The sequence below is a fragment of the Burkholderia sp. Bp8992 genome (assembly GCF_003853705.1).
Lineage (GTDB): Bacteria > Pseudomonadota > Gammaproteobacteria > Burkholderiales > Burkholderiaceae > Burkholderia.
On the sequence record NZ_QTQI01000009.1, the window covers coordinates 141,520 to 163,981 of the forward strand.

At 62.1% G+C, this 22,462-nt stretch carries 30 protein-coding genes; 6 read left to right on the forward strand and 24 right to left on the reverse strand.

Annotation, left to right across the window (positions count from 1 at the left end):
• Positions 1 to 7: 7 nt before the first annotated feature.
• The 12 genes from DIE03_RS15730 to DIE03_RS15785 form a co-directional block, all read right to left on the reverse strand.
• Positions 8 to 478 (reverse strand): phage virion morphogenesis protein, encoded by a 471-nt coding sequence (locus DIE03_RS15730; protein WP_124451824.1) that lies wholly within the window; start codon positions 476 to 478, stop codon positions 8 to 10.
• Positions 475 to 951: a phage tail protein gene (locus tag DIE03_RS15735; RefSeq protein ID WP_124451826.1), complete on the reverse strand. Its 477-nt coding sequence runs from the start codon at positions 949 to 951 to the stop codon at positions 475 to 477. The genes DIE03_RS15730 and DIE03_RS15735 overlap by 4 nt, the downstream gene beginning before the upstream one ends.
• On the reverse strand, positions 948 to 1,193 hold the full coding sequence (gene lysC, locus DIE03_RS38560; protein ID WP_260434897.1) for an Rz1-like lysis system protein LysC: 246 nt from the start codon (positions 1,191 to 1,193) through the stop codon (positions 948 to 950). The genes DIE03_RS15735 and lysC overlap by 4 nt, the downstream gene beginning before the upstream one ends.
• The gene (gene lysB / locus DIE03_RS38760) at positions 1,081 to 1,521 is read right to left on the reverse strand and encodes an Rz-like lysis system protein LysB (protein ID WP_124451830.1); all 441 of its coding nucleotides are present in this window, start codon (positions 1,519 to 1,521) and stop codon (positions 1,081 to 1,083) included. The genes lysC and lysB overlap by 113 nt, the downstream gene beginning before the upstream one ends.
• Entirely contained in the window at positions 1,518 to 1,967 is a 450-nt protein-coding gene (locus tag DIE03_RS15750; RefSeq protein ID WP_124451832.1) for a D-Ala-D-Ala carboxypeptidase family metallohydrolase, read from the reverse strand. The genes lysB and DIE03_RS15750 overlap by 4 nt, the downstream gene beginning before the upstream one ends.
• 30 nt (positions 1,968 to 1,997) lie before the next feature.
• Positions 1,998 to 2,402, reverse strand: coding sequence for a phage holin family protein (locus tag DIE03_RS15755; RefSeq protein WP_027808298.1), 405 nt, complete (start codon positions 2,400 to 2,402; stop codon positions 1,998 to 2,000).
• Positions 2,390 to 2,833 carry a hypothetical protein gene (locus tag DIE03_RS15760; RefSeq protein WP_124451834.1) on the reverse strand — a complete coding sequence of 148 codons (444 nt, stop codon included), beginning with the start codon at positions 2,831 to 2,833 and terminating at the stop codon, positions 2,390 to 2,392. Before DIE03_RS15760 ends, DIE03_RS15755 begins: the two co-directional genes overlap by 13 nt.
• Positions 2,834 to 2,840: 7 nt before the next feature.
• Complete coding sequence (locus tag DIE03_RS15765; RefSeq protein WP_124451836.1) at positions 2,841 to 3,047, reverse strand: tail protein X; 207 nt, start codon at positions 3,045 to 3,047, stop codon at positions 2,841 to 2,843.
• The gene (locus DIE03_RS15770; RefSeq protein ID WP_124451838.1) at positions 3,047 to 3,547 is read right to left on the reverse strand and encodes a head completion/stabilization protein; all 501 of its coding nucleotides are present in this window, start codon (positions 3,545 to 3,547) and stop codon (positions 3,047 to 3,049) included. Before DIE03_RS15770 ends, DIE03_RS15765 begins: the two co-directional genes overlap by 1 nt.
• Before the next feature lie 102 nt (positions 3,548 to 3,649).
• A complete protein-coding gene (gpM, locus tag DIE03_RS15775; protein WP_124451840.1) occupies positions 3,650 to 4,336 on the reverse strand; it encodes a phage terminase small subunit in 687 nt (228 codons plus the stop codon).
• Between the two features lie 9 nt (positions 4,337 to 4,345).
• Entirely contained in the window at positions 4,346 to 5,398 is a 1,053-nt protein-coding gene (locus tag DIE03_RS15780) for a phage major capsid protein, P2 family (protein WP_124451842.1), read from the reverse strand.
• Positions 5,399 to 5,444: 46 nt separating this feature from the next.
• Positions 5,445 to 6,323 carry a GPO family capsid scaffolding protein gene (locus DIE03_RS15785; protein WP_124451844.1) on the reverse strand — a complete coding sequence of 293 codons (879 nt, stop codon included), beginning with the start codon at positions 6,321 to 6,323 and terminating at the stop codon, positions 5,445 to 5,447.
• A 153-nt stretch (positions 6,324 to 6,476) separates the two neighbouring features.
• Here DIE03_RS15785 and DIE03_RS15790 point away from each other — a divergent pair, with 153 nt between their 5' ends.
• The 5 genes from DIE03_RS15790 (at position 6,477) to DIE03_RS15810 (ending at position 12,325) form a co-directional block, all read left to right on the forward strand.
• Complete coding sequence (locus DIE03_RS15790) at positions 6,477 to 8,294, forward strand: terminase large subunit domain-containing protein (protein WP_124452012.1); 1,818 nt, start codon at positions 6,477 to 6,479, stop codon at positions 8,292 to 8,294.
• The gene (locus DIE03_RS15795; protein ID WP_124451846.1) at positions 8,294 to 9,331 is read left to right on the forward strand and encodes a phage portal protein; all 1,038 of its coding nucleotides are present in this window, start codon (positions 8,294 to 8,296) and stop codon (positions 9,329 to 9,331) included. The genes DIE03_RS15790 and DIE03_RS15795 overlap by 1 nt, the downstream gene beginning before the upstream one ends.
• A 421-nt stretch (positions 9,332 to 9,752) precedes the next feature.
• Entirely contained in the window at positions 9,753 to 10,007 is a 255-nt protein-coding gene (locus DIE03_RS15800) for a type II toxin-antitoxin system HicA family toxin (RefSeq protein WP_015875749.1), read from the forward strand.
• On the forward strand, positions 10,004 to 10,396 hold the full coding sequence (locus DIE03_RS15805) for a type II toxin-antitoxin system HicB family antitoxin (RefSeq protein ID WP_124451848.1): 393 nt from the start codon (positions 10,004 to 10,006) through the stop codon (positions 10,394 to 10,396). Before DIE03_RS15800 ends, DIE03_RS15805 begins: the two co-directional genes overlap by 4 nt.
• A gap of 117 nt (positions 10,397 to 10,513) precedes the next feature.
• Positions 10,514 to 12,325 carry an ATP-dependent endonuclease gene (locus DIE03_RS15810; protein WP_124451850.1) on the forward strand — a complete coding sequence of 604 codons (1,812 nt, stop codon included), beginning with the start codon at positions 10,514 to 10,516 and terminating at the stop codon, positions 12,323 to 12,325.
• Between the two features lie 93 nt (positions 12,326 to 12,418).
• Here DIE03_RS15810 and DIE03_RS15815 read toward each other — a convergent pair whose 3' ends face one another.
• The 11 genes from DIE03_RS15815 to DIE03_RS15860 are packed head-to-tail and all read right to left on the reverse strand — an operon-like array spanning position 12,419 to position 18,467.
• Positions 12,419 to 13,348 (reverse strand): chromosome partitioning protein ParB, encoded by a 930-nt coding sequence (locus DIE03_RS15815; protein ID WP_124451852.1) that lies wholly within the window; start codon positions 13,346 to 13,348, stop codon positions 12,419 to 12,421.
• Between the two features lie 3 nt (positions 13,349 to 13,351).
• Positions 13,352 to 13,624 (reverse strand): ogr/Delta-like zinc finger family protein, encoded by a 273-nt coding sequence (locus DIE03_RS15820; RefSeq protein WP_124451854.1) that lies wholly within the window; start codon positions 13,622 to 13,624, stop codon positions 13,352 to 13,354.
• A 1-nt stretch (position 13,625) separates the two neighbouring features.
• Positions 13,626 to 13,904: an ogr/Delta-like zinc finger family protein gene (locus tag DIE03_RS15825; RefSeq protein ID WP_124451856.1), complete on the reverse strand. Its 279-nt coding sequence runs from the start codon at positions 13,902 to 13,904 to the stop codon at positions 13,626 to 13,628.
• Positions 13,901 to 15,805 carry a replication endonuclease gene (locus tag DIE03_RS15830; protein ID WP_124451858.1) on the reverse strand — a complete coding sequence of 635 codons (1,905 nt, stop codon included), beginning with the start codon at positions 15,803 to 15,805 and terminating at the stop codon, positions 13,901 to 13,903. The genes DIE03_RS15825 and DIE03_RS15830 overlap by 4 nt, the downstream gene beginning before the upstream one ends.
• Before the next feature lie 30 nt (positions 15,806 to 15,835).
• On the reverse strand, positions 15,836 to 15,979 hold the full coding sequence (locus DIE03_RS38300; RefSeq protein ID WP_174914010.1) for a hypothetical protein: 144 nt from the start codon (positions 15,977 to 15,979) through the stop codon (positions 15,836 to 15,838).
• Between the two features lie 16 nt (positions 15,980 to 15,995).
• Positions 15,996 to 16,211 carry a hypothetical protein gene (locus tag DIE03_RS15835; protein ID WP_124451860.1) on the reverse strand — a complete coding sequence of 72 codons (216 nt, stop codon included), beginning with the start codon at positions 16,209 to 16,211 and terminating at the stop codon, positions 15,996 to 15,998.
• Between the two features lies 1 nt (position 16,212).
• Positions 16,213 to 17,136, reverse strand: a complete 924-nt coding sequence (locus tag DIE03_RS15840) for a DNA adenine methylase (protein ID WP_260434898.1) — start codon at positions 17,134 to 17,136, stop codon at positions 16,213 to 16,215.
• Entirely contained in the window at positions 17,133 to 17,363 is a 231-nt protein-coding gene (locus DIE03_RS15845) for a hypothetical protein (RefSeq protein ID WP_124451862.1), read from the reverse strand. Before DIE03_RS15845 ends, DIE03_RS15840 begins: the two co-directional genes overlap by 4 nt.
• On the reverse strand, positions 17,360 to 17,539 hold the full coding sequence (locus DIE03_RS15850) for a hypothetical protein (protein WP_124451864.1): 180 nt from the start codon (positions 17,537 to 17,539) through the stop codon (positions 17,360 to 17,362). The genes DIE03_RS15845 and DIE03_RS15850 overlap by 4 nt, the downstream gene beginning before the upstream one ends.
• 30 nt (positions 17,540 to 17,569) lie before the next feature.
• On the reverse strand, positions 17,570 to 17,872 hold the full coding sequence (locus DIE03_RS15855; RefSeq protein WP_124451866.1) for a hypothetical protein: 303 nt from the start codon (positions 17,870 to 17,872) through the stop codon (positions 17,570 to 17,572).
• A 7-nt stretch (positions 17,873 to 17,879) separates the two neighbouring features.
• A complete protein-coding gene (locus DIE03_RS15860; protein ID WP_185658168.1) occupies positions 17,880 to 18,467 on the reverse strand; it encodes a hypothetical protein in 588 nt (195 codons plus the stop codon).
• 346 nt (positions 18,468 to 18,813) lie between these two features.
• Here DIE03_RS15860 and DIE03_RS15865 point away from each other — a divergent pair, with 346 nt between their 5' ends.
• A complete protein-coding gene (locus tag DIE03_RS15865) occupies positions 18,814 to 19,152 on the forward strand; it encodes a DUF3693 domain-containing protein (protein ID WP_124451870.1) in 339 nt (112 codons plus the stop codon).
• Positions 19,153 to 19,261: 109 nt separating this feature from the next.
• On the opposite strand, the gene DIE03_RS15870 is transcribed toward DIE03_RS15865, so the two are convergent.
• Complete coding sequence (locus tag DIE03_RS15870; RefSeq protein ID WP_124452016.1) at positions 19,262 to 22,435, reverse strand: multidrug efflux RND transporter permease subunit; 3,174 nt, start codon at positions 22,433 to 22,435, stop codon at positions 19,262 to 19,264.
• Between the last annotated feature and the right edge of the window lie 27 nt (positions 22,436 to 22,462).

The following is a 22,462-nucleotide window of genomic DNA, read 5'->3' on the forward strand; positions in this document are numbered from 1 at the left end:
GGGAGAATCAACCGCGTGAAATGCGGCCTTCGAGATGTGCAATCAGGCGCGCCCGGATCGACTCGCGATCGTGTGCGGCGACCCCGACGAGCGCTCGGCGCGGGTACTGGTATTCGGGACCGTGCGGCGCGACTGGCGCTCGCTCGCCGTACTGGTGGACCGCTGCGATTCGGGCGATGCGGCCCGCAAAGCCCACCGCCGCTTCGTCGGGGCTGGCTTCGACCTTCAACCAACGCGCGGTGCGCAGCTTCTGGAACATCGCCTGTCGCCGGATGCGTCCCTTACGTGATCGCGCACTTGCGCGCTTGCGGGGCTCGTATGGCGCGCCGTCCGGGTTCAACTGCTGCGCGATGCGGTCGGACTGATGCCGCCGCATCTCGCGTGCGACCCCCATCAACGCGACCCGCCGCTGCGCCGGAGAAAGTCGTGCGAGAAGTTGAATCGCCAGCATTTCGAGCGCGTGCAGATCGTCGCTCATTTTTTCGGCCACGCCCCTGACGCCAGATCACGGCCTGCGACCCACGCAGCAGCATCCCAATCAGTATTCGCGGGCATGCTGTCATCCACGTGCGTGAACGTCCGTCGACCGTCACCGTCCACTCGTGCGACAACGCTTTCAGTGAGCTTGACGCGAACCGACAGGTCAACTGCGCTGTTGTTCAGCACGTCGGCCTCGAACTCGATCCCGTGCGCCGCGTTGTCGCGATTCTGGAACAGATCGGGTTGATTCGACTGCGCCCACAGCACAATCGCCCCCATGACCGCATCCGTCGACCCGCCGAATTCCAGCATCACGAGCCGCACGAAATAGCGGTATTCGAAAGACGCGGTTTGTCCTGGCGTTGCCGCGATGTGCCCGCCCTCAACGAACATCAACAGTCGGTCGGGATTTTCAGGAAGCCCCGGCACCGCCGCCGTGATCGCGGCGCGAAGCGAATCCGATTTCTTCACTTCGCGCCCACAGTAGCCGTCGCCGCCGGGTCGCCAGCATCGGCCCGCGCCTGACAGTCAAAAATCATGTCCACGACAGCCGCACAACGCGCCCACGCGGCTTTCACGGCCGTAAGCGTCGTGCTCATGTCACCGTTCGTTTCTGGCGCCGTTGCAGACATCGTGCAGCGTGTCACCGTCGGGCACGTGTTGAACGTAATCACAGGCCCCGGTGATGGCGGGACTTGCGTGCAAGCGGGCAATGCCAGCAGGCAGGACAGTATCAGCCCATGCACGAGATTCGGGCGTTTCATTGATGATCCTCCGGGTAGCGTCCTCGATCCGCTTCTGTGCGTTGTCGATCTTCGATTGCGTGACGCCGAGCCGCTGTTGCAATTTGGCGTTTTCCTGCGCCGTCGCGAGCAACGCGGCAATCGTGTTGTCACGCGCCGTCACGGTTTCGCGGGCCTTGGACGCGTCGTCCTGCGCGGCCCGCAGGTCGCCGCGCAGGTCTTTGACGTAGCTCACCGCCCCCCATGCCGCGAGCGCGGCAACGGCGACAGCGAGCAGCCGTCCGACGAGCGGGTTCATGCGCCGACCGTGTACGTCGCGTGCTCACCGCTGAAACTCGCGGTCAGCACCTGTCGGCGGGGCTTCTTTCCGTCAGCGGCGAGCCCGATATGCACCCACCGCCCGCCCTCGTGAATGACCTGATCGAACGGCAGATTCGACGCCGCGAGCTTGCGCACCACGTCGAGCGGCGAGCCGAACGCGGGGCAGACGAAATCGGCCGCGAGCCCGTGAAGGTGCGCGCTGTCCGATACGCCGCCGACCGCGCGATTCAGCGCCGGGCACCGGTAGCCGGACGAAATCAGCATCGGTTTTCCGCCGAGCAGCACGCGGGCCTGTTCGAGTGTCTGAGCGAGGCGACGCAGGTTGTCGACCGCTTCGGCCGACGGCGTGTTGTCGATGCCGCGCTTGCGCGCTTCGGTGCTCGCAATCAGTTCGGCGAGCGAGAAATGGTCCGTCAACTGCATGTGTTCTCCCTGAATCCAGTCGTGAAAAATCTATCGGCTCGCGTCGACGCCGCGATCAACCTCGCGCAGCGCGCGGCCGAGCATCCGATCGAGCACCCGCGAACCGCCGTAGCCGGACAGCGTGATAACGCCCGCCTCCAACACGGATTGCAGATCGAGCCATTCCGACACGAAAAACGCGACCAGCCCGGCGACCAGCGACACAACCGTGTCTTTCGCGATTTCCAACGCGACCGAGCGAACCGGCGGATCGTCAGCGGCCAGCTTCTGCAACGTGCTCGCGAGCCCGCCGATAAACGACAGCAGCAGGCACACCGCGAACGCGGCGGCCGGAATGTGCGCCAGATCGTCGCCGAACGTAATCGACGCGGCCCACGCCGACAGCGGCCATACCATCAGCATCCAAAGCCAGTGGTAACGAATCAGGTTTTGCACACAGCCCTCCGATGACGTTTTTCGAATAGATCGTGAAATGCCATCGCCAATGACGCGACGGCCATAGCGACGGACACCATGTAAGCGCCCCACGCATCGCCAAGGACGGGCGCGAGCACAAAGGACGGGACGAGATAGCCGAACGCCGCGTACACGTACAAGCCACGCCGCATGTCAGCGAGCCACGCACATTCGAACCGGCCCCCAAGAATCACGTTCGAAAGCACATCCGCCGCCTGCATGGATGCGACGCCGAGCATCGCGTAAAACGGCGCGTAGACCAGCAGTCCGCCGTGCCCGAGCATCATCAGCGCAAGCGGATACTGCGTGATGCCGCTGCGCGGTGCGGTCGCCAGCACCGCCACCATGTAGGCGATTCTCACCACCGTGGACAGCGCGCGGCGATCATGGGTGTTGGTGAGCCTTTGCATGTCCACCTCAGTCAAAAATTTGAATCAACGGAGCCGTACCAGACACCGTGGCCGGGTCGGGAATCTCGACCGCGAAGCCGATCGGCAGGAATAGCCCCACGTCGGCGATGCCGGGGTTCGCCTCCAACACCGCCTCCACGACGCCATCGGTTCGGCCGAGCACGCGCCAGCAGAGTGCGTCGACCGTTTCGTTTTGCAGTGCGTGCGCCTTCATCAGATCAGGTCCACCGTCATCCGACCGCGCGCCATCATGTCGGACATCGCCCAATACGCATCACGGCGGGCGTCATCCGGCACGCAATCGAGCGCATCAGCGCGGCGTGCGCCGTCCTTCGACGTGTCGTAATCCCGGTAGCGCTCGATCAACTGCGCGCGCGCCCACCCGTACACGGCGCGCCGGAAGCGCTGTATCTGGACGTTCTCCCCGTCGATTTCGAGCCGCGACGTAGCCGACAGATCGCCCGCCCCGGCGCGCTCGTTCTCGGCGCGCCAGTCGGCCAGCACATCACACGTGTGTGCGATGCCTTCGATCAACGCCTCACGTAACCGAGCGTCCGTGATCGTGCCGTCTACAAGCCGCAGCACAGCGCGCGCGTTGCGCATGTCGATCGTCGGATACCAGCTATCCACCCGAATGACTGGCGCGACCGACGGATCGTCGGGCGCGGGTGCAGTGGCGGCAGGCACCGGAGCGGTGGAAATCAAGTCGCTCATGTCGGCACCGCCGCGATGTAGGTGTGGCGGTGGACGCGTGCCGTTTGGTGAGGCTTTCCGCCTACCGCCCGGCACGCGTGCCGCCACGTCGCGAGGGACACGTTACGCATCCACGCCCTCACCGTCGGGCATGGATGCAGATTCATTGCCGGACAACGCCGCTTCGAGCCGCGCGATATCGCGCTTGACGCCGATCTTGTCGTTCAGGTCGAACGCGCGCCGAAACGCGGCGAGCGCGACCGCCGGTTCGTTCGCGGCAGTCGCGAGCCCATACGCCTTGAACAGCTTCGCCCGGATCTGATCGACCATATCGAACGGCTCGGTCAGATCGATCACTTCGGCCAGCATGTACGGCGGCACGTCGGCCGCGTCCGCGAATTCTTCGGCCACGGTAGCGGGTAGCGTCCGTTCGAACTGCGCAGGCATGGTGAGCCCGTGGCGGATCGCGTAGCGCGCGATATCGAATGCGCCGCCCATGTCGCCCGCATCGAGCCGCCACAGCATGATCGTGACCAGCACATCATCCTGACCGCCTGCGTCGCGGTTCAGTGCCTCACCGACGTATGGCACGTAGTCCGTCAGGATTTCTCGCTTGATCGCAACCTTGCGCGCGACGGACTGCGTTTCCTTCAACCGTCGCTGATCGGTCGCGAGCTTGGCGCGCATCATGTCGGACGCCCTGTCCTGGCCGCGCTGCACGCTCGCCGCAATCGGCGCGTCAGGCTCGCTCACGGCCACCGATGCGGCGACGCGCATCAGGTGCCGGGTGATCGGGGTATGCCTCACCATGCCCGCCCCTTACTGGCCTGCGCCCGGCGTGGCCGGATCGTCAGCGCCGGGAGCACCCGCGAACACGATGTTTTCGAGCAGACAGCCCGCACCGAAGTCCTCGATCACATACGCTTCGTTGCTCGACTCGTAGAATTCGAGCTGATCGCGCTTCGGGTTGTCGATGATCGCGCGGCGACGGCCACCGATTTCCCAGTAGATCGACAGGTTCGACAGCATCGTGACCAGCATCTTGCCGCGCGGCATGAACGGAACTTGCATCGCGCTCACGTTGCCCATGCGCTTCTGGCTGATGACGAGACTTGCAGCCAACGATTCGGTCGGCGGGTTGTCCCGGTTCACGATGGGGAAATACTTGTCCAGCATCGTGTCCCGGCCACACAGAACCATGAGGCCGGTATCGTCCGCGTACCACGGCTCGATCAACGAATTGATCGCCTCATACACGAGCGCGTCGATATTCGCGTAGTCCGCACCAGCACCACCGATCACGATCTTGCCCTTCGCCTTGCCATCCGCGACAACCCGGCTCGGCGCTTGCTCGCGGTACTTCTGGAGCCAACCCTTGTTCACGTCCTCCAGATACGGGTTTTTCGAGCGGTCGGACGTGTTGACCCGGTTGATGCCGTTGAAGCCGATGCGGATGCGATCGAGCGCCTGTTGCTGCGCGTTCGCATCGCGCACCATCGTTTGGAAATTCGGCGTCGTCGCCCACGCGTCCAGCTTGGGATAGCGCAGGTGCGTGTCGAAATTCGTCTGCGAGCAGAAATAGCGGTTCGGATCGAGATCGGTCAGGTCGACCGTTTCGCGGTCCTTCACCTTGGTGTCCGTCGTGCTCGCGATCGGAGCACCGACCAGCAGGCCCAGCTTTTCGCCCTCCTGCGCCGTCACACCTTGGACGTTGATGCGTTTCAGGAGTGCGGCCGATTCCTGAATGCGCTTTTCGACCTTTTGCTGCACGCTCGGCACGACCGAAAATTTCTTCGATGCGTCGGTGACGCCGTTCAGGCGTGCGATGTTCGCGGTGTAGCGCTCGACCGCACGTTTGGTATTTTCCAGCATGTTTTCTCCGATGAATCGGTGTTTCGCCTAGATGCACTGACCGCGATCAGCAGTCCGTCGCATCCCATTCGCCGCCCGTAGCGGTTGGCCGTTGCGTGCCGCCCGGCTCGCCTTCGAGTCGCTGCGTCAGCGCGCTAAACGCTGCGCGATCCTTCGCGCTTTCCGTTTTCAGCGCATCGATTTCGAGCCGCAAGCCCTCGATCAGCACCTGTTGCGACGCGCTGTGGTACGACAGACGCGAGGCGATATCCGTCGGAATTGCCCCGCTATTCGAATCCGCGGCCGGGGCCGTCCCTGCACTTTGTGCCGGTGCCGGTGCCGGTGCCGGTGCCGATGCGCCACCATTGCCACCGATCCCGAACAGTTCAGCCAGCTTCGACGTCACGAGCGTGGTGAACGATGCGGGGGTCATGATCGGGGCCGCAGCGGGTTCGTCGTTGAACAGTGCGGTGCCGATTTCGACGGCGACCGAAAACAGGTTTTCGGGCGCATGCTTGCGCGACTTGAAATGGTCCGGGTGTTGCTGCGAGAACGACAGGATTTCCGTTCCGAGACTCGCCGGGCTATCGGTCACGCCGAGGCCGACCAGATACGCTTTCCCGGACTCGGCGAAATTCGGCGCAATTTCGATGCTCGAATAGACCTTCTGGCGTGCCTTGTTCATCGCCTTCAGATCGTCGGTCGGATCGATCTGCGCGAACAGCGCCAGCTTGCCGTCGTCAACCGTGCGGGCCTCGACTGCGCGCACGTCGCCATACGCACGAAAGTCACCGGTCGGCAGGACGCCGCGAATGTGTTCGAGAAACACGCGCGCGCCATACGTCGTCGCCGGGTTGTACGTGTCCGCCATTTCTTGAATCTGCTGTCGCGTGATGGCGCGACCGTCCGTCGTCGCGCCCTCCGTTGCCACCCGCACAAACTTCATCGTGTTTTCTCCCTGTAGGTTCCTGTGCGCTGATTAAGCGGTTCCGTCATCGTGCGCGTGCGCCGCTGCCCCATCAACGCGGTGCGCTGCGCGTGCGGCCGGGTACAAATTCATGCAGTCGATTTCGCCCGCGCGCGCGCATACGCTCGACGCATGGAAAAACCTGCAAACCCTTTCGCCGATTTCCCGGCTGCAAACGACAAGACCGAAACGAATGTGACGAGCCTCGCGACGCGACGCGTCGCACGTGATCTGTTTTGGGGCGGATGGAAAATCCGATCGATTGCCGAATACATCGGTGAACCGCGCTCGACTGTCGAAACATGGAAGCAGCGCGAGGGATGGGACAAGGCAACGTCTACGGACAAGGTGTCCGACGCGCTCGTGCAACGAATGCGCGTGTTGATCGCGAAAGACCCGAAGCAACCCGGCGACTTCAAAGAGCTTGATCTACTCGGCCGCGAAATGGAGCGGCAACAGCGCATGCAGGTGCGTGCCGAGCGCATCGAGTCAGGCGCGACGGAGACGAGCACCGCGAGCGGTAGCACGCCGCGCGTTTCGTCGCGCTCGTCGGGTCGAAAGACGACGCGCAACTCGATCACCCCGGAGCAGCAACAACGCATCCTCGACGCGATCCGCGATTCACTGATCGGGCATCAGCGCACGTGGTACGAGAACCGCCATTTTCGCCGTCGGAACATCCTGAAATCCCGGCAGATCGGCGCGACGTTCTATTTCTCGCATGAGGCGTTCGGGCGCGCACTCGAAACCGGATACAACCAAATTTTCCTGTCCGCGAGTCGCGCACAGGCGCACGTGTTCCGCGCGTATATCCAGAAATTCGCATGGGATGCGGCGCAGGTCGAACTAACCGGTGATCCGATGTGGCTCCCGAACGGTGCGGGCCTGATTTATCTCGGCACCAGTTCGCGCACGGCGCAGAGCTACAACGGCGATCTGTATTTCGATGAGTATTTCTGGACCAGCAATTTCGCGACGCTCAACAAGGTTGCGATGGGGATGGCGACGCATTCGCATTTGCGGATGACGCACTTTTCCACGCCGTCCACGACGACACACGAAGGCTATCCGTTCTGGACTGGAGCGCACTTCAATCGCGATCGACCGGACGACGAGCGGGTTGAAATCGACGTCTCGCACACGTCGCTCGCGCGCGGGCTCGCGTGCGGTGATGGACAGTGGCGGCAGATCGTGACCGCCGAGGATGCGATTGCATCCGGGTTCACGAAACTCGATCTTGAAGATTTGCGCCGCTCGAACAGTCCGGCCGACTTCGAAAACCTGTACATGTGCCAGTTCGTAGACGACACCGCTTCGGTGTTCTCGTTCCGGCTCGTACAGGCGTGCATGGTCGACTCATGGGATGTATGGACGGACGTGAAGCCGTTGCTTGAACGCCCGTTCGGCTATCGCCCGGTCTGGATCGGCTACGACCCCGCGCTTACGGGCGACTCGGCCGGGTGCGTTGTCATTGCACCGCCCGACGAACCGAACGGGAAATTCCGCGTTCTCGAGCGCCATCGATGGAAAGGCATCGACTTCGAAACGCAGGCAGACAAGATTCGCGAACTGACGCAGCGCTACAACGTCACGTATATCGCGGTCGACACCACCGGCATTGGTCACGGCGTCCATCAGCTTGTGCGCCAGTTCTTCCCGCGCGTCGTCGGCCTGAACTATTCGCCCGAACTGAAAAATCGCCTTGTCCTGAAAGGCATGTCGGTGATCGGGAAAAAGCGCCTGGAATTCGATGCGGGTATGACAGACCTCGCACAATCGTTCCTGTCCATCCGGCGATCGATGACGCCGAGCGGCGCAAAGATGACGTACACCGCCGCGCGTAACGAAGAAATCGGCCATGCTGACCTTGCATGGGCCTGCCTTCACGCGCTCGACAATGAACCCCTCGAAGGTGCGAGCCGCGCGCGCAGCACCGTGGAGATTTGCTAATGACTTCCGACCTCGTACCCACCGCACACGATATCGCCACACGCGCACCGCTATCGTCGGTCGAATCGTTCACGTTCGGCGACACCGTTTCCGCGATGGACGGAGGCGACATTCTCGACTACGCCGAGCTGTGGGCCGTCGATGATTATTTCGAACCGCCCATCAGCCGCGAAGCCCTCGCGAAGTCTCTGCGCGCCGGTACGCACCACGCGTCCGCGCTGTACTTCAAACGAAACGTGCTTGCGTCGACGTTCATCGAGCATCCGAAGTTTTCGCGAGACTCGTTTCGTCGACTCGCGCTCGATTTTGTAGTTTTCGGCGACGCGTATCTTGAACGAGAGCGCAACCGCACGGGCGGCGTTCGCAGCTACCGCCCTTCCCCCGCGAAGTACACGCGGCGCAAAACGGATCTGCAAAATTTCGTGTTCATCGACGGTTGGCTGAACCGCCACCAGTTCGAAACCGGCTCCATCTTTCAACTGATGGAGCCCGACGTAAATCAGGAAGTCTATGGCATGCCCGAATACATCGCTTCTCTACAGTCCGCGTGGCTGAACGAATCGGCGACGCTGTTCCGGCGCCGCTACTACGCGAACGGATCGCATGCCGGGTTCATCCTCTACGTGAACGACCCGAACATGGACCCGGAGGACGTGGACGCGATCCGGAAAGCGCTGCGCGATTCGAAGGGCATCGGCAATTTCCGGAACCTGTTTCTGCATTCAGCGGCACGAGGCGGCAGTGGTGAGAAAGGCGCAGTTCAACTGATCCCGATTTCGGAAGTCGCCGCGAAAGACCAGTTCTTTGACATCAAGAACGTGACCCGCGACGACTCGCTTGCGGCGCACCGCATTCCGCCGCAGCTTATCGGCATCGTGCCGAGCAACACCGGCGGGTTCGGTGCGGTCGAACCGATGGCACGCGTGTTCGCCCGGAACGAACTGGTGCCGCTCCAACAACAATTCCTGAAAATCAATGAGTGGGCGGGCGAGGAAATCGTGCGGTTCAACGACTACGTGCTGCCGGTCGCTGCCTGACCGCGCGAAGTGCCAAATTTGGCACTTTGCGGTGCTGCGTCTGGAATCTCGCGGCGCGCGGCCGTTTGCGTCTGGAAAATCCCCCCGAACATCGCCGAACCCCGCCCCGCGCGGGGCGCGGGCGGTCGCACGGGTTGCGTCTGGAATCGCCGTTTCGTTTTAGCCCGCAGGCGCGGAGGGGACTGCGATATTCCGGGGCGGAAGTGTGATCCGCCCCCACCTACCGCCCGCGCGCGACGGCCCGCCCGAGCCCGTATCGAACCCGCCACGGGCCTGCCGCTGCCGCGTCCGGCGCAGGACAGCAACACGCACGCGAACCGCGCAGAAGCCCGGAGAATCGGCCGGGCGCGCCGTCGATACCATTCGATGTGATATCACTTTTTGATTGCACTCTGATAGCACTTTCTGCTATCATCAAGGCATGAAATCGAAACACGCCCGCACCCTCGCCGCGATCTTCACGAAGCCCACATTGGGCGGGATCGTGTTCTCCGATATTGAATCGCTCGTCGCCGCACTCGGCGGCGAAATCCACGAAGGCGCAGGGTCGCGCATCGCCTTCGAACTGAACGGCACGCGTCGCTATCACCACCGCCCGCATCCGGGCAAAGAGGCGAAGCGGTATCAGGTGGAGGACTTGCGCGACTGGTTTATCGAAATGGGAATCAAGCCATGAACAACGCCATGACTTACAAGGGATATTTCGCCCGGATCGATTTCGACGGGCGCGATAACATTTTCGTCGGCCACGTGCTCGGCGTGGACGACAAAATCAGTTTCCATGGTGAGACGGTGGACGAGCTTACGCGCGATTTTCATGCGGCCGTCGATCACTACCTTGACGACTGCAAGCGAGCAGGACGCGAGCCGCAAAAGGTAGCGTCCGGCAAGCTGATGCTGCGTATCGATCCGACTGTTCACGCAACTGTCGGTATCGCTGCCGCCCTGTCGGACGAAAGCGTCAATCAATGGTCGGAGGAGGTACTGGGGCGTGCGGCCCGTGAAGTGTTGGCGCGAGCAGGTTACGCCAGCGACGAGAAAGCCACCATGTCAGGCACCCCCTGAACAGCGCAGGAAACACACAACCGCATATACTTGGCCGACGACTTGTGATTTCGTCGGCCATTTTTTTGCAATCAGTTGTCATCACACATCAATCTATACGTTGTTTCGGGGGACAGCATGGAGTTAATTAACCAAATAGAAATTTCGTATTTTCGCTCAATCCACAAAGGCCATATTGAAGATTGCTCCGGTACGAATATCATTTTTGGGCGCAACGATTCCGGAAAAAGTAACTTCTTACGAGCGCTCAATCTGTTTTTCAACAACGAAACCAATCCCGGCCAAAAATTCTCATTCGCACGCGACTTCAACCATACCCGCAGAGCTGGAGCGGACGTCGCGCAACAGGCCGGCAAGGAACTGAAGAAATTTGTTTATGTGAAGATTTGGTTTAAGACGCCAGACAACTTTAAAAATTCACTCGGCGCGACGTTTTGGGTCAAAAAACAATGGAACACAACCACCGAGGAAACGCCGGATTTTTATTCGTCAATCAAGGACAATAAATCAAAAACATACTTGACGCGACTCTTAAACCAAGTTCGATTTCATTATATTCCGGCAATCAAGGATCGAAGGATTTTCGAAAAACTTCAGACCGAAATATATGATGTGATATCTCGCAATGTCCAGTTTTCAGATTCACTTCGCAACTTCTCTCAAGCCCTACAACTTAGAACGGCCGAACTATCATTTGATTTAGCGGATAGACTGCGCATCAATAGCGTGGTATCAACCCCACAAGACTTAACAGATCTGTTCCGGTCACTCGATTTCGAAACGAAAACGGAGCAAGGCGACCTACATAGTCTGACGCTGCAACGAGGCGATGGCATTCAGGTTCAACACATCCCTCCGATTCTCGCATTCATTTCCGATAAAAGTGCCGCCAATTTTCATATTTGGGGATTTGAGGAGCCGGAGAATTCTCTTGAGTTGGTAAATGCGATCAAGGAAGCGGAGACATTCCGATCATTCGGGGCATCGGGAAATAAGCAAATATTTTTGACAAGCCACAGTCCCGCATTTTTCTCACTGAACAACGATGATGTGTCGCGTTATTTCGTATCAAAATCCGAGATTATTGACGGTCGCCCAAACTCTACAATCTCCATAATCGACGGCGACGCTGATAAATCTCCAGCAGATTTAATGGGAGAACTCCCCCATTTGACGGTAATTAGCTCATACCTCGGAGCAGCACAGAAAAAGATTGACGACCACGCTGAGGCAAACCGTCTTTTGAATGCCGAACTAGCGGAATCAAATTTGCCTATCCTGTTTGGCGAAGGGGCATCCGACGTTCTTATCTTCGAACAGGCATGGCGCGTTCTGTTCGGTGAAGAACCGAATATGCTTACCTTCGTAGGAGGGAATGGCACAACAAAAATGGAGGCACTTGCCAAGGATGGCCGTGTCCTCCAAGTTGCGGCGCGCGCACGACCTCTGTTCGCTCTAGTTGACAATGACAAGGAGGGACGCGACCTGTGGAGCAGTGGTCACTTGAATGGGGGCGAACGCTGGTATAAGCACAACTCCAACGGTGTACATTGGTGCCGCCTACCATTCGAGAAGGGATTTTCGGACTTTATGACGAGATTGAAAATTCCAGACGCCTTCTGGCCCGGAACGCTCGAAAACCTGTTCCCGGTCGCGCTTCGCCAGGAAGCAATCGAACAAGGAGTTTTCGCCCTTGGCGACAGCCCCTATGATGAACTCCTGAAGTCAGGGGCTTTTTCACGTGTGCTGCCTTACTGCGCGCCACGCGATGACCTCGCGAATCTTTATGTGATGACGCCACACTCTGACTACAAGGTTCGATTCGCTGAATGGGTAATCGCTCAGAGCGCCGATCGGCCACAGATTTTTGAATCACTTCGAACCACGCTTACCGGGGTACGAAACGAGATTGCGAAAAGGCAAGCGTAATTAGATTGCTTGCACGGCATCGCGGCGTATGTCGCCGCGATGCACTCGTATCGTCCCAACAGGAACCGCTGAGACTGGCTGTTCACTCGCACATCACGCGTTCTCAACGTACGCGCGCGCGTTGTTGATTGCATCCCGCAAATTCGCACCCTCCCCCGTCACCGGAGTTTGCACGAGATCGGCTACTTCGACCTGAAACACTGGTTTCTCGCCCGCACGGTGCATCCGTCGAATCGCGATGTTACCTTGCGTCGCGAGCCAGTCCAGCAGATCGGCATCGTTCAACCTGGCTGTTTCCTTCTTCGCGCCGACCGATTTCAGAGTCTTTGGCGTTACCTTCTTCTTTCCGGACGCCTTCGCGACTTCCCTCGCGGCCTGCAACTTCCCCACTGCATCCGCGCCTGACTCTTTCACGAGATGCCGCGCGGCCGTGGCCGACACCTCGCCAGCCTGCACCGCTTCGCGAATCGCCGTAGGCGCAGACAGCAACGTGAGCGCATTTCGCACCTTCGTGATCGAGCACGGCAAGCGCCGGGCAATCGCTTCTTCGGAGATTCCGCGGCCGAGCATGTCTTTGAACAAAATCGCCTCGCCGAGTGGCGTCAGCTTCCGGCCGTTGTTGTCCTGATACTTGCCGAATAGCCGATCTTCTTCCGTGGTCCCGCGTTCCTCGTTTACGACCGGCACCGCTTCGATGCCCGCGCCCTCGCTGTTCGCAAGCTGGACAGCATCCCATCGTGTATGGCCGTCGGACAGGTACAGAAAGCCGTCGACAGCAGCGCACACCTTGAGGGGCTTATGGCGAAAGAAGCCGTTGACCTTCATCGAATCCGCGTACTCGCGCACCGCTGCCGGATAGTCCGGGTCGGCAAGACGGGGCGCATTGAAGCCCGGCCGTACACGAATCGCATCGAGCGACACCATGTAGATATCCGCGCTCCCCTGCCGGAACTGCTTCATGATCTGTTTCACATTGCCCGGCACCAACTCCATTTCGGCCTGCGTGCTCGTTGCTGCATCCATCGTTCAATCCCCTTTAAAGTACCCCGGCGACGATGTGTCGCCATCATCAGAAACAGACCCGCTATCCGGCGAGTCATCGAAAAGCGAAAGCGACTCCCGCCGCTCGGTGCGCTGCACCGGCCCCTCGGGTGTCATCGTGAGCGCGGTTCGATACGTGTGACCGCACAGCACGTTGTCGCACTGGAAATCCACGTTCCAACACAGATCCGACGTGCGCAGCATCACGCGCGCGATTCCCCGCGCCTTGCAATGCGGACATGGCATGGTCCACCGCATGTCACAACCCGGCGCGCTTCGCCGTGCGCGAATTGATCGTGCCGCGCAGCGGATCAGCGCGCACGATCGGCAGATCGAGCCCATCGCGCGGCGACGCCGACGGCGAAAGTGAATACAGGATTTCGAGCGACGCGGGCGCGCGAAATCCGCAGTCCGGGCAGTAGAAGTACAGGCGGCGCATGGTGTCGCTCATCGGTTCGGAGTGACGCGCCTCAATATGCCCGTCGCACGCGGGACACTCGATCGTCATGTCATGCGGATCGCGATAGCTGGCGTTCATACGGCTCCCGATTGGTTAGGTTGCGTGTTCAGCGTGGCGGCCTGTTCGTAGTCGGCCAGCCAGTCGGATACGTCGTGCGCGGCGAGCGCGTGAGCGGCGTTGTGGCGCGTGCCTCGCAGATCGACGGGCGAATCGATGCGGAACGACTCCGCGTATTCAAGCCATGCGTCGACCGGCGTTTCAAGCGCCTCGACGTGCTCGGGCTGCTGCGTACAGTTATTGACACCAGTCCAAGGGCGGGCGGCTTCGCCACCTCGCCGAACCACTCGCCACACGTGACGCGTCGACGGAACAAAGATTTCCGTTTCGCGGGTGTACGAGCAAAGCCCGTCAACAATGCTCGCAATGCCGATAGCCTCGACGCCGTGCGGCACGCGCACGGGAGCAATGCCATACCGCCCCTCGCGATGCTCGATCGTGTGTCGGATGTAGACCATACGGGCCTCGCCCGCGATACCGCCCATTGCACGCGAGTACGCAGCCCAATCGGCGGGTTTGTCGTCGCGCTTCTGCGCGGCAGTCCATGCGGCGACGATGCACGCGGATTCTTCGATGGCGGGCAGATCGTCCTCTTTGACGCGGCGCAGCTCGCGCCACACGCCGACCGGCGCACCGCCGAACTGCTGAAACTGTCGGATGCCCCACAGTGCCGCCCACGTTTCGACGCGTGCCGATGGCGTGATTTCGTCGTCGTCCCAGAAATCCGACTGCACGACGTAGCCCTCATTCGTCTTGTGCTCGCCGACTGCGTGACCGTCGATGTTCTTCGAGATGTATTTGGCGATGTACCCGACGGCCGAACCCTTCGCCTTGTCGATCAGTTCGAAGCGCACGCGGTGCTCGCGCGCGCCGGGTTCGTTCCCGGAGTCGCGCAGCCCGTGCTTGCGCATGATTTCGCAGAACCGCTTGATATCGTTCGAGAACACCAGCCCGTGCCAGTGCGGCGAGCCGTCGTGATGCGGCTCCGCAACGCGCATGCCGAAGTACGTCACGCCCTCGCGGCTCAGTTCGGCGCGGATGCGTTGCCATACCTTCCGCAAGTACGCCTGCCCGTCGCGCGGCGTGACGCCCGCATAGTTTGGGTTCGGCTTAAACCAGCTACCGGTTTGCCGGACAGCATGAAATCGGCTCGGGCACGTCAGCGTGAACATGACGCCGCGATACGACGCGCCGTCGGCCAGTTCTTCGAGTCCGCGCAGTCGCGTGAACAGTTCGCCCCGCTTCAATGCCTTGTTCGAAATGCCCTTCGACGCCAGTTCGGCGAGCGTGAAGCGCTGGCCGTCCTCGTTCTCCATCGTGACCGCTTCGAGCGTGCGCGCGTTGCGCCGATTCTGCGCAATACGACGCCGCACGGCCTCATCGCTCGCATACGGCTCCGCTTTCAGGTGGACGAAGTGCAGCCGAATGTTCGAGTGCTCCAGCCCGCGAATGTGCATCTTGCGCAACTGACGACGCCACCACAGTTCGCACTTCACGCGCGCGACCTGATCGGCCGGATGCTCGAAATTCGGCATGTCGATACCGTATGCGCCGCACGTCGCGCGCGCGACGACGAGCGCATCGGCCAGTTCAAGCCCATACGCGCGCATCGTCACATCGGACGCAATGCGGCGGGCCTTCATGCAGATTTCGTGATCGGTCGCATCAGGCGACACCGGCATGCCATCGGGCGCGTGGACGTCGAGAAAGTCGCGCAGCGTGTTCGCTGCTGCTGCCAGATCGAACATATGCGCCGCGTTGAACCCGGTACGCTGGCGGTACGTGCGCGCGCTGTCGCGCCCGGCGTCGCGCGCCTGTTCGAGCGCGCGGCGCATCCACTTCACGGGAAGGCGTTTCTTAGCCTTGTTCGCTTCGGGTAGTTTCGGAACGCTGCTTTCCGCGTCGCGCGCGTAAATCCACATAGAGACGGCCGGGAATCGAGAGAGGGAACGTTAAGCGGGTTGCGTCGATTTAACCGGCCATGCGGGCTCGGTGCCTTCTTCGGGGTGCGTGCCGCACCATGCCAGCGCGAACACGATAGTGAGCAGCCAAATCGCCCACAGCGGGAGCGGCTTTTTCTCGGGCGTTTGCTTCATGGGGTTGTCCTCTTGATTACCGGAATTGAAAACGTCGTTTTGACAGGTCGCGCAGGAGCGGTCGGAGAACGTGCATCGCGGCTGCTTCGGCTAGATCGGATTCCGCAGTGCGCGCCGGGCTCGTCAGTTCGGGGGGAGTAGCAAGCACGCCCGCACCGATGCCGAAATCCGCTAGATCCTCGATCAGCAGTTCGCGCGTCGTCGTCGTGCTGTCGGCGCTCGACTCATCCATGTCAGCCCTGCGCGCCTGCGACTGCGAACAGCGGCAATTCATCGATCACGTCGAATCGTTCGACCTCTCGCGGCTCGATCCCTGCCGCCGCGCACGCAGACGGTGATATCCAGATCACCTCTTCGCGCGGCACGGTGCCCGCTTGGCTGTTCGCCCGCGTCTTGCGCGTGAATCGAGCCCACCCGGCAAGCGCGCGCTCATACATTTCCGACGCGTAACCGCTCACCACGGCCATGCCGCGAAGGTTCTCGAGCATCGCCAGCAAATCGACATGCTCAAACGTGGACATTTCGCAACGGTAGTCGCGGCCGATGCCGCGCGAGACGCTGTTGCGCACTTCCGGCAGATACGGCGGATCAACATAGAACAGCACGCCCGGCGCGTCGTATCGTGCGATCAGGTCAACGGCGGGCATGTTCTCGATCATGGTCCCGCGCAGACGCGCACTGATTGGGCCAAGCCTGCCCGGATACCGCTTCCACTGCCCTGGCCCATCCGACCACACATCACCCGCGAATCCGATCGGGTCATTCAGCGGCCGTGTCGCGCCCATCGAGCCGAAGCCCATTTGTGCGCGGACACATAGGCGTCGTGCGCGCTCGATCGGCTCATCTGTAGACGACCATGCGGCGTCGAACTCCATGCGCGCGTATGGCGTCAGTTCGAGTGCGTCGATCAGGCGCGCACGCGACGCGTCGTCGCGCACCACACGGAAAAGGTTGACGATTTCGCCGTCCAGATCGTTGTAAATCTCGACGTGGCTTCGCGGCTTCTGGAGAAGAACAGCGGCCGAGCCGCCGAACGGCTCGACATAGATATCGTGCCGCGGCAAGTGCGACAGCACCCACGACGCGACACGAAACTTGCTGCCCATGTAGCTGAGAAGCGGCGCCGTAATGCCTGTTTCCGTTGCCACCCGCGTCACGCTGCCTCCGCGAGCATCGGGCGAAGGCAGTCACGCGCTACAAGTAACGCCACGTCGCGCGACATGCAGCAGTCGGGGGCAATGCCGCCTTCTTCGTACCAGTGGAATGCCGAGCCGTTCGCCGTGAAGTACCCGCCACGCGAACCGCGCTCATAGAAAGGGCCGGTTTCGACGATGCCGGGTTCGATCGGGCGCGGCGCAGCAGCTTGAAGGTCCGCGAGCGTCATGCGGACCTCACGATGGTGAATGCACGCTCGACGTGGCGAACCGTCGCCGCCAGTTGCTCGGCCTCATCGCTCGCGCGACGACGTGCGATGTGCTCCGCGTTGCTTGCGCGGATCACCCGACGAATTGCGAGCGTTTCCGCGTCACGTTGATTAGGAATGCTATAGACAAGAGCCATTGAATCACCCCGCTATTTGTGTTCGTTCTATCAGGTGGGTTTGACGCCGAACTGGAGAACCGCCTTAACGCGGTCCTCGCCGTGGCGCTGAATCAGCAGATCGATTTCGCGTTGCGCGGCCTTCCGGTGATCGCCCCGGCATACTTCGAGCGAGTGCGTGGTGATCTTCGCTGCGATGCCACCGGATTTCGCCTCAGTGACTGCCGCATACGCCTTGCCGACAACGCGGGTCACGAGGAAATTGAATCGAACGCCGCCGATCGTCTTGGCAGTTTTCGCCAATAGCTCGGCGTCGATCGTCTTTTCGCGCATCGCGTCCGCGACCTTGACCATTTTCGTTTCAGGCTGCACGCACGCCCCCTACCGCGTTCACCGGTACGAAGAACACCCGCGCGCCCAATCGCTCAAGCCCGCGCAGGAACACCGCATAATCCGCAGTCATGGCGTCCGTCGGGAGCATCACGACCGTGACACTTTCGTCCGCGCCAGCCGGATCGAAACCGAATCGCGAGCGCGGCAGTTCCTGCGCCGCACGCCGTAGCGCTTTTTCGCGCTCGTCGTCCCGCGTTGCGTTCCTCGATACGACGCCGGCAAGGCGAATCGCATCGGCCCACAGTTCGCACTGGTGATGCGACAGCAGCGCACGAGCGTTCACGATGATCCGATCCGCGCATTTCAACTCGCGATACAGCGCGTCGACGCCACCGCGTTCAATCGCGTCCTTCCGCTCGTCGGCACGAGTCATCCCCTCGCCGATCACGTTGTCACGCTCGTTCGCGTTCGACCATTGGATTTTCTGGTCGAACGTCAACACAGTGAGCACCGTGCGGATGACCGTGTGCGCGGCCCGCAGTTCGTCGCGCAGTTCGTTTTCGAAGTTTTTCATGCGGCCCACCCTGCCTGTTGCATGCCCGGAATCGAAGTCCATTTCTGGATAATTCCAATCATTGCGTCCATGAGCGCACGGAAATACGGTGCGACGGATTGGCGCGCGAGCGCCGAAGGTGTAAGCGTTTGTTGCAGCGAAACGTGCATTTGACTTCCCCTTGTTCAACCCCTTGAACGGATACAGCGTGAAAGTCGCCCGGCAGACGGATAGCTAGTCCGTCACCGGCGGGGTTGGAAACCGGTGCCGGGTCGACGGAACGGAGAATAGTCTCATCCGATGAAACGTGTCAATAGCTGATACGTCTCAGCAACGGAGACAGTTGCATCTGATGAAGCGTCGCAGTACCTTTGACGCCGGGTTGAATTGATTTAAAAGGGGTTTGTCAATGAAAACGACAGTCGATTGGCTCGACGCGGTGAAAGCCCGCCTCGACCTTCCCTCCGACTACGCCGCAGCCAAGGTGCTGGGCGTGACGCGTGGCGCGGTCAGCAAGTACCGCAACCAGCAATCAGTGTTTGACGAGAAAACCGCAATCCGCGTAGCGGAAATTCTGAACGTCGATCCGTTCGAAGTGATCGCCGCCGCGCACGCCGAAAGCTCGCGCGACGACCGCACGAAAGCAATTTGGGTGCATGCTTTGGAAGTTTTTTCCAAGGGCCTACAGGGTTTTCGTCGGCTGGCGCTACCCGCTAACGCTTGTGGGGCTTTGATCCCACAGGTGTAACGCCAGCTTTAGTTAGCAAACCTTTTTATGATTATGTCAAATACAATATTTCCGTCCGAATCCGCGCCATCCCGCCATTGATCCGACCGAAAACAACCCGCTGCCACCGTCAATCGACCTCCAGATCCCCGACCGTTTCCGCCCCCCGCGCGTCGCGCCGCGTCCCGGCAGCCTGCCGACCGCGCCGGCCTGCAGACACCACCAGACGAAACGCAACCGGCGCAAACACGAGCCCGAACAGCGTCGCCGCCAACACGCCTCCAAACGCACCCGTGCCGATCGACCGCCGGCTTTCGGCGCCCGCGCCCGTCGCCAGCACGAGCGGCACGACGCCCAGCAGGAACGCCATCGACGTCATCACGATCGGCCTGAATCGCGCGGCGGCCGCGTCGATCACCGCCTGCCGCAGCGACATGCCGTGCGCGGCCAGATCGCGTGCATACTGCACGATCAGGATCGCGTTCTTCGCCGCCAGCCCGACCACCGTGATCATCCCGACCTTGAAATACACGTCGTTCGGCATGCCGCGAGCGAGCGCCGCCGCGATCGCGCCGATCATGCCGAGCGGCACGATCGTCAGCACCGACAGCGGAATCGTCCAGCTTTCGTACAGCGCGGCAAGCGCCATGAACACCGCGAGCACCGACAGCCCGACGAGCAGCGGCGTTTGTCGCGCAGCGACCTGCTCCTCGCGCGCCGCATCGACCCAGTCGAAGCCGATCCCGGCCGGCAGCGCGCCGGCGAGCCGCTCCATCTCCGCCATCGCCGCACCCGAACTCGTGCCGGTCGCCGCCCGGCCGCTGATGTCGAGCGACGGATAGCCGTTGTAACGGTTCAGCATCACCGGGCCGATCGTCCAGTGCGGCGCGGCGATGGCCGACAGCGGCACCATGTCGCCGGTGCGGTTCGGCACGGTCAGCGCCATCAGTTGCGTGTCGGTCGTGCGGGCGCCCGGCTCGGCCTCGATGATCACGCGCCGCATGCGGCCCGACGCCGGAAAATCGTTGATGTAGTTCGAACCGAACGTGCCGCCCAGGAGCCCCGCGATCCGCTCGAACGGCACGCCGAGCGCATACGCCTTCGCACGATCGACGTCGAGCTCGATACGCGGCGCGTCCGGCAGGTCTTCGAAATGCACGGCGGCCAGCAGCGGATCGGCCTTCGCGCGCTCGGACAGCTGCTCGCGGGCCGCCTTCAATGCATCGAGCCCGACACCGCCGCGATCCTCGAGCCGGAACGTGAACCCGTCGGAATGCCCGATGCCGCGCACCGACGGCGGCAGCGACGCCTCGACGTCGCCGTCGAGAATCTCGCCGAAACGCCGGTTGAGCCGGTCGCGCAACGTCATCGCGTCGACGTCGCGCTGCGCCCAGTCCTTCAGCTCCACGAACGCCATCCCGACGTTCTGCCCGCTGCCCGCGAAACTCCAGCCGATCACGCTCGTCACGTTCGCGATCGCCGGCTCCGCGCGCAGGATCGCCTCGACCCGCTCGACGGCCACGAGCGTGCGCGCCTGCGTCGCGCCGGCGGGCAACTGGATCATCACCTGCAGTTGCCCCTGGTCCTCGGTCGGCAGGAAACCGCCCGGCATCATCCAGTACAGCAGCGCACAGCCGAGCACGAGCGCCGCGTAGACCGCGACGACGATACCGGTGCGGCGCACCGCGAACACGGCGACGCGGCGATAGCCGGCCTCGACTCGCGTGAAGCCTGCACCGAACCGGTCGGCCAGGCGCGCGCTGAGGCCGCGTCGTCGCGCGTTGCCGGCTCCGCGATCGTGCGGCGCGACCGACTTGAGCAGGTTCGCGCACAGTGCGGGCGTGAGCGACAGCGCCATGAACGACGACACCAGCATCGACGCGATCATCGCCACCGCGAACTGGCGGTAGATGCCGCCGACGGTACCCGGAAAGAACGCCATCGGCACGAATACGGCGGTCAGCACGGCCGTCACGCCGACGATCGCCCCGCCGATCCGCTTCATGGCCCGACGCGTGGCGTCGCGCGGCGACACGCCCTCCTCCATCACGCGGTGCACGCTCTCGACGACGACGATCGCGTCGTCGACGAGGATGCCGATCGCCAGCACGAGACCGAACATCGTGAACACGTTGATCGACAGCCCGAACGCCCACATCGCGACGAACGCGCCCATCAGCGTGACCGGAATCACGACCGTCGGCACCAGCGTGTAGCGCAGGTCGCGCAGGAACAGCCACATCACGCAGAACACCAGCACGACCGCTTCGATCAGCGTCAGCACGACCTCGCGGATCGCGATCGTCACGAAATGCGCGCCGTCGAACGGGATCTCGATCGCGACGCCCGGCGGCAACGTCCGCGACAGCTCGGCGAGCCGCGCACGGATCGCGTTCGACGTTTCGAGCGCATTGCCGCGCGGGCCGAGCTGGATGCCGACCGTCGCGGCCGGGCGGCCGTTCAGCCGCGAATAGAACGAATAGTCGTCGCGGCCGATCTCGACGCGCGCGACGTCGGCGACGCGCACCGCCGAACCATCCGTCTTCGACTTCAACACGATCCGGCCGAACTCGTCCGGCGACGCGAGCTGCCCCTTGACGACGATCTGCGCGGTGAGCTGCTGGCCGCCCGGAAACGGCGCGTCGCCGATCGCGCCGGCCGTCACCGTCGCGTTCTGCGCGCCGATCGCCGCGATCACGTCGTCGGCGCCGAGGCCGTATTCGCGCAGCTTGTGCGGATCGAGCCAGACCCGCAACGCTTCGTCGGCATCCCACAGCTCGGCCGCGCCGACGCCCGGCGCGCGCTTCAGTTCACGCAGCACGTAGCGGTTCAGGTAGTCGCCGAGCTGCGCGGAATCGCGCAGGCCGTCGGTCGACGTCAGCGTGACGAGCATCAGGAACGTGTTCGCCGCCTTGAACACGCCGATCCCCTGCTGGACGACCTGCTGCGGCAAGCGCGACTCGACCTGCTTCAGCCGGTTGTTGACGTCGACGAGCGCGATGTCGGGATCGGTGCCCGGCGAAAACGTCACGTCGATCTCGAGGTTGCCGTGACCGTCGCTGCTCGTCTCGTAGTACAGGAGCCCGTCGGCGCCGTCGAGGCTTTCCTCGATGATGCTGCCGACGTCGCCGTCGACCGTCTCGGTCGACGCGCCCGGGTATGCGGCGGTGATCACGACGCGCGGCGGCGCCAGGCGCGGATACTGCGCGATCGGAAGCTGCGGAATCGCGAGCACGCCCGCGACGACGATCGCGAGCGCGACGATCCACGCAAAGACGGGACGATCGATGAAGAACGACGGCATCGACATGCGTCAGCGCACCGACAGCGT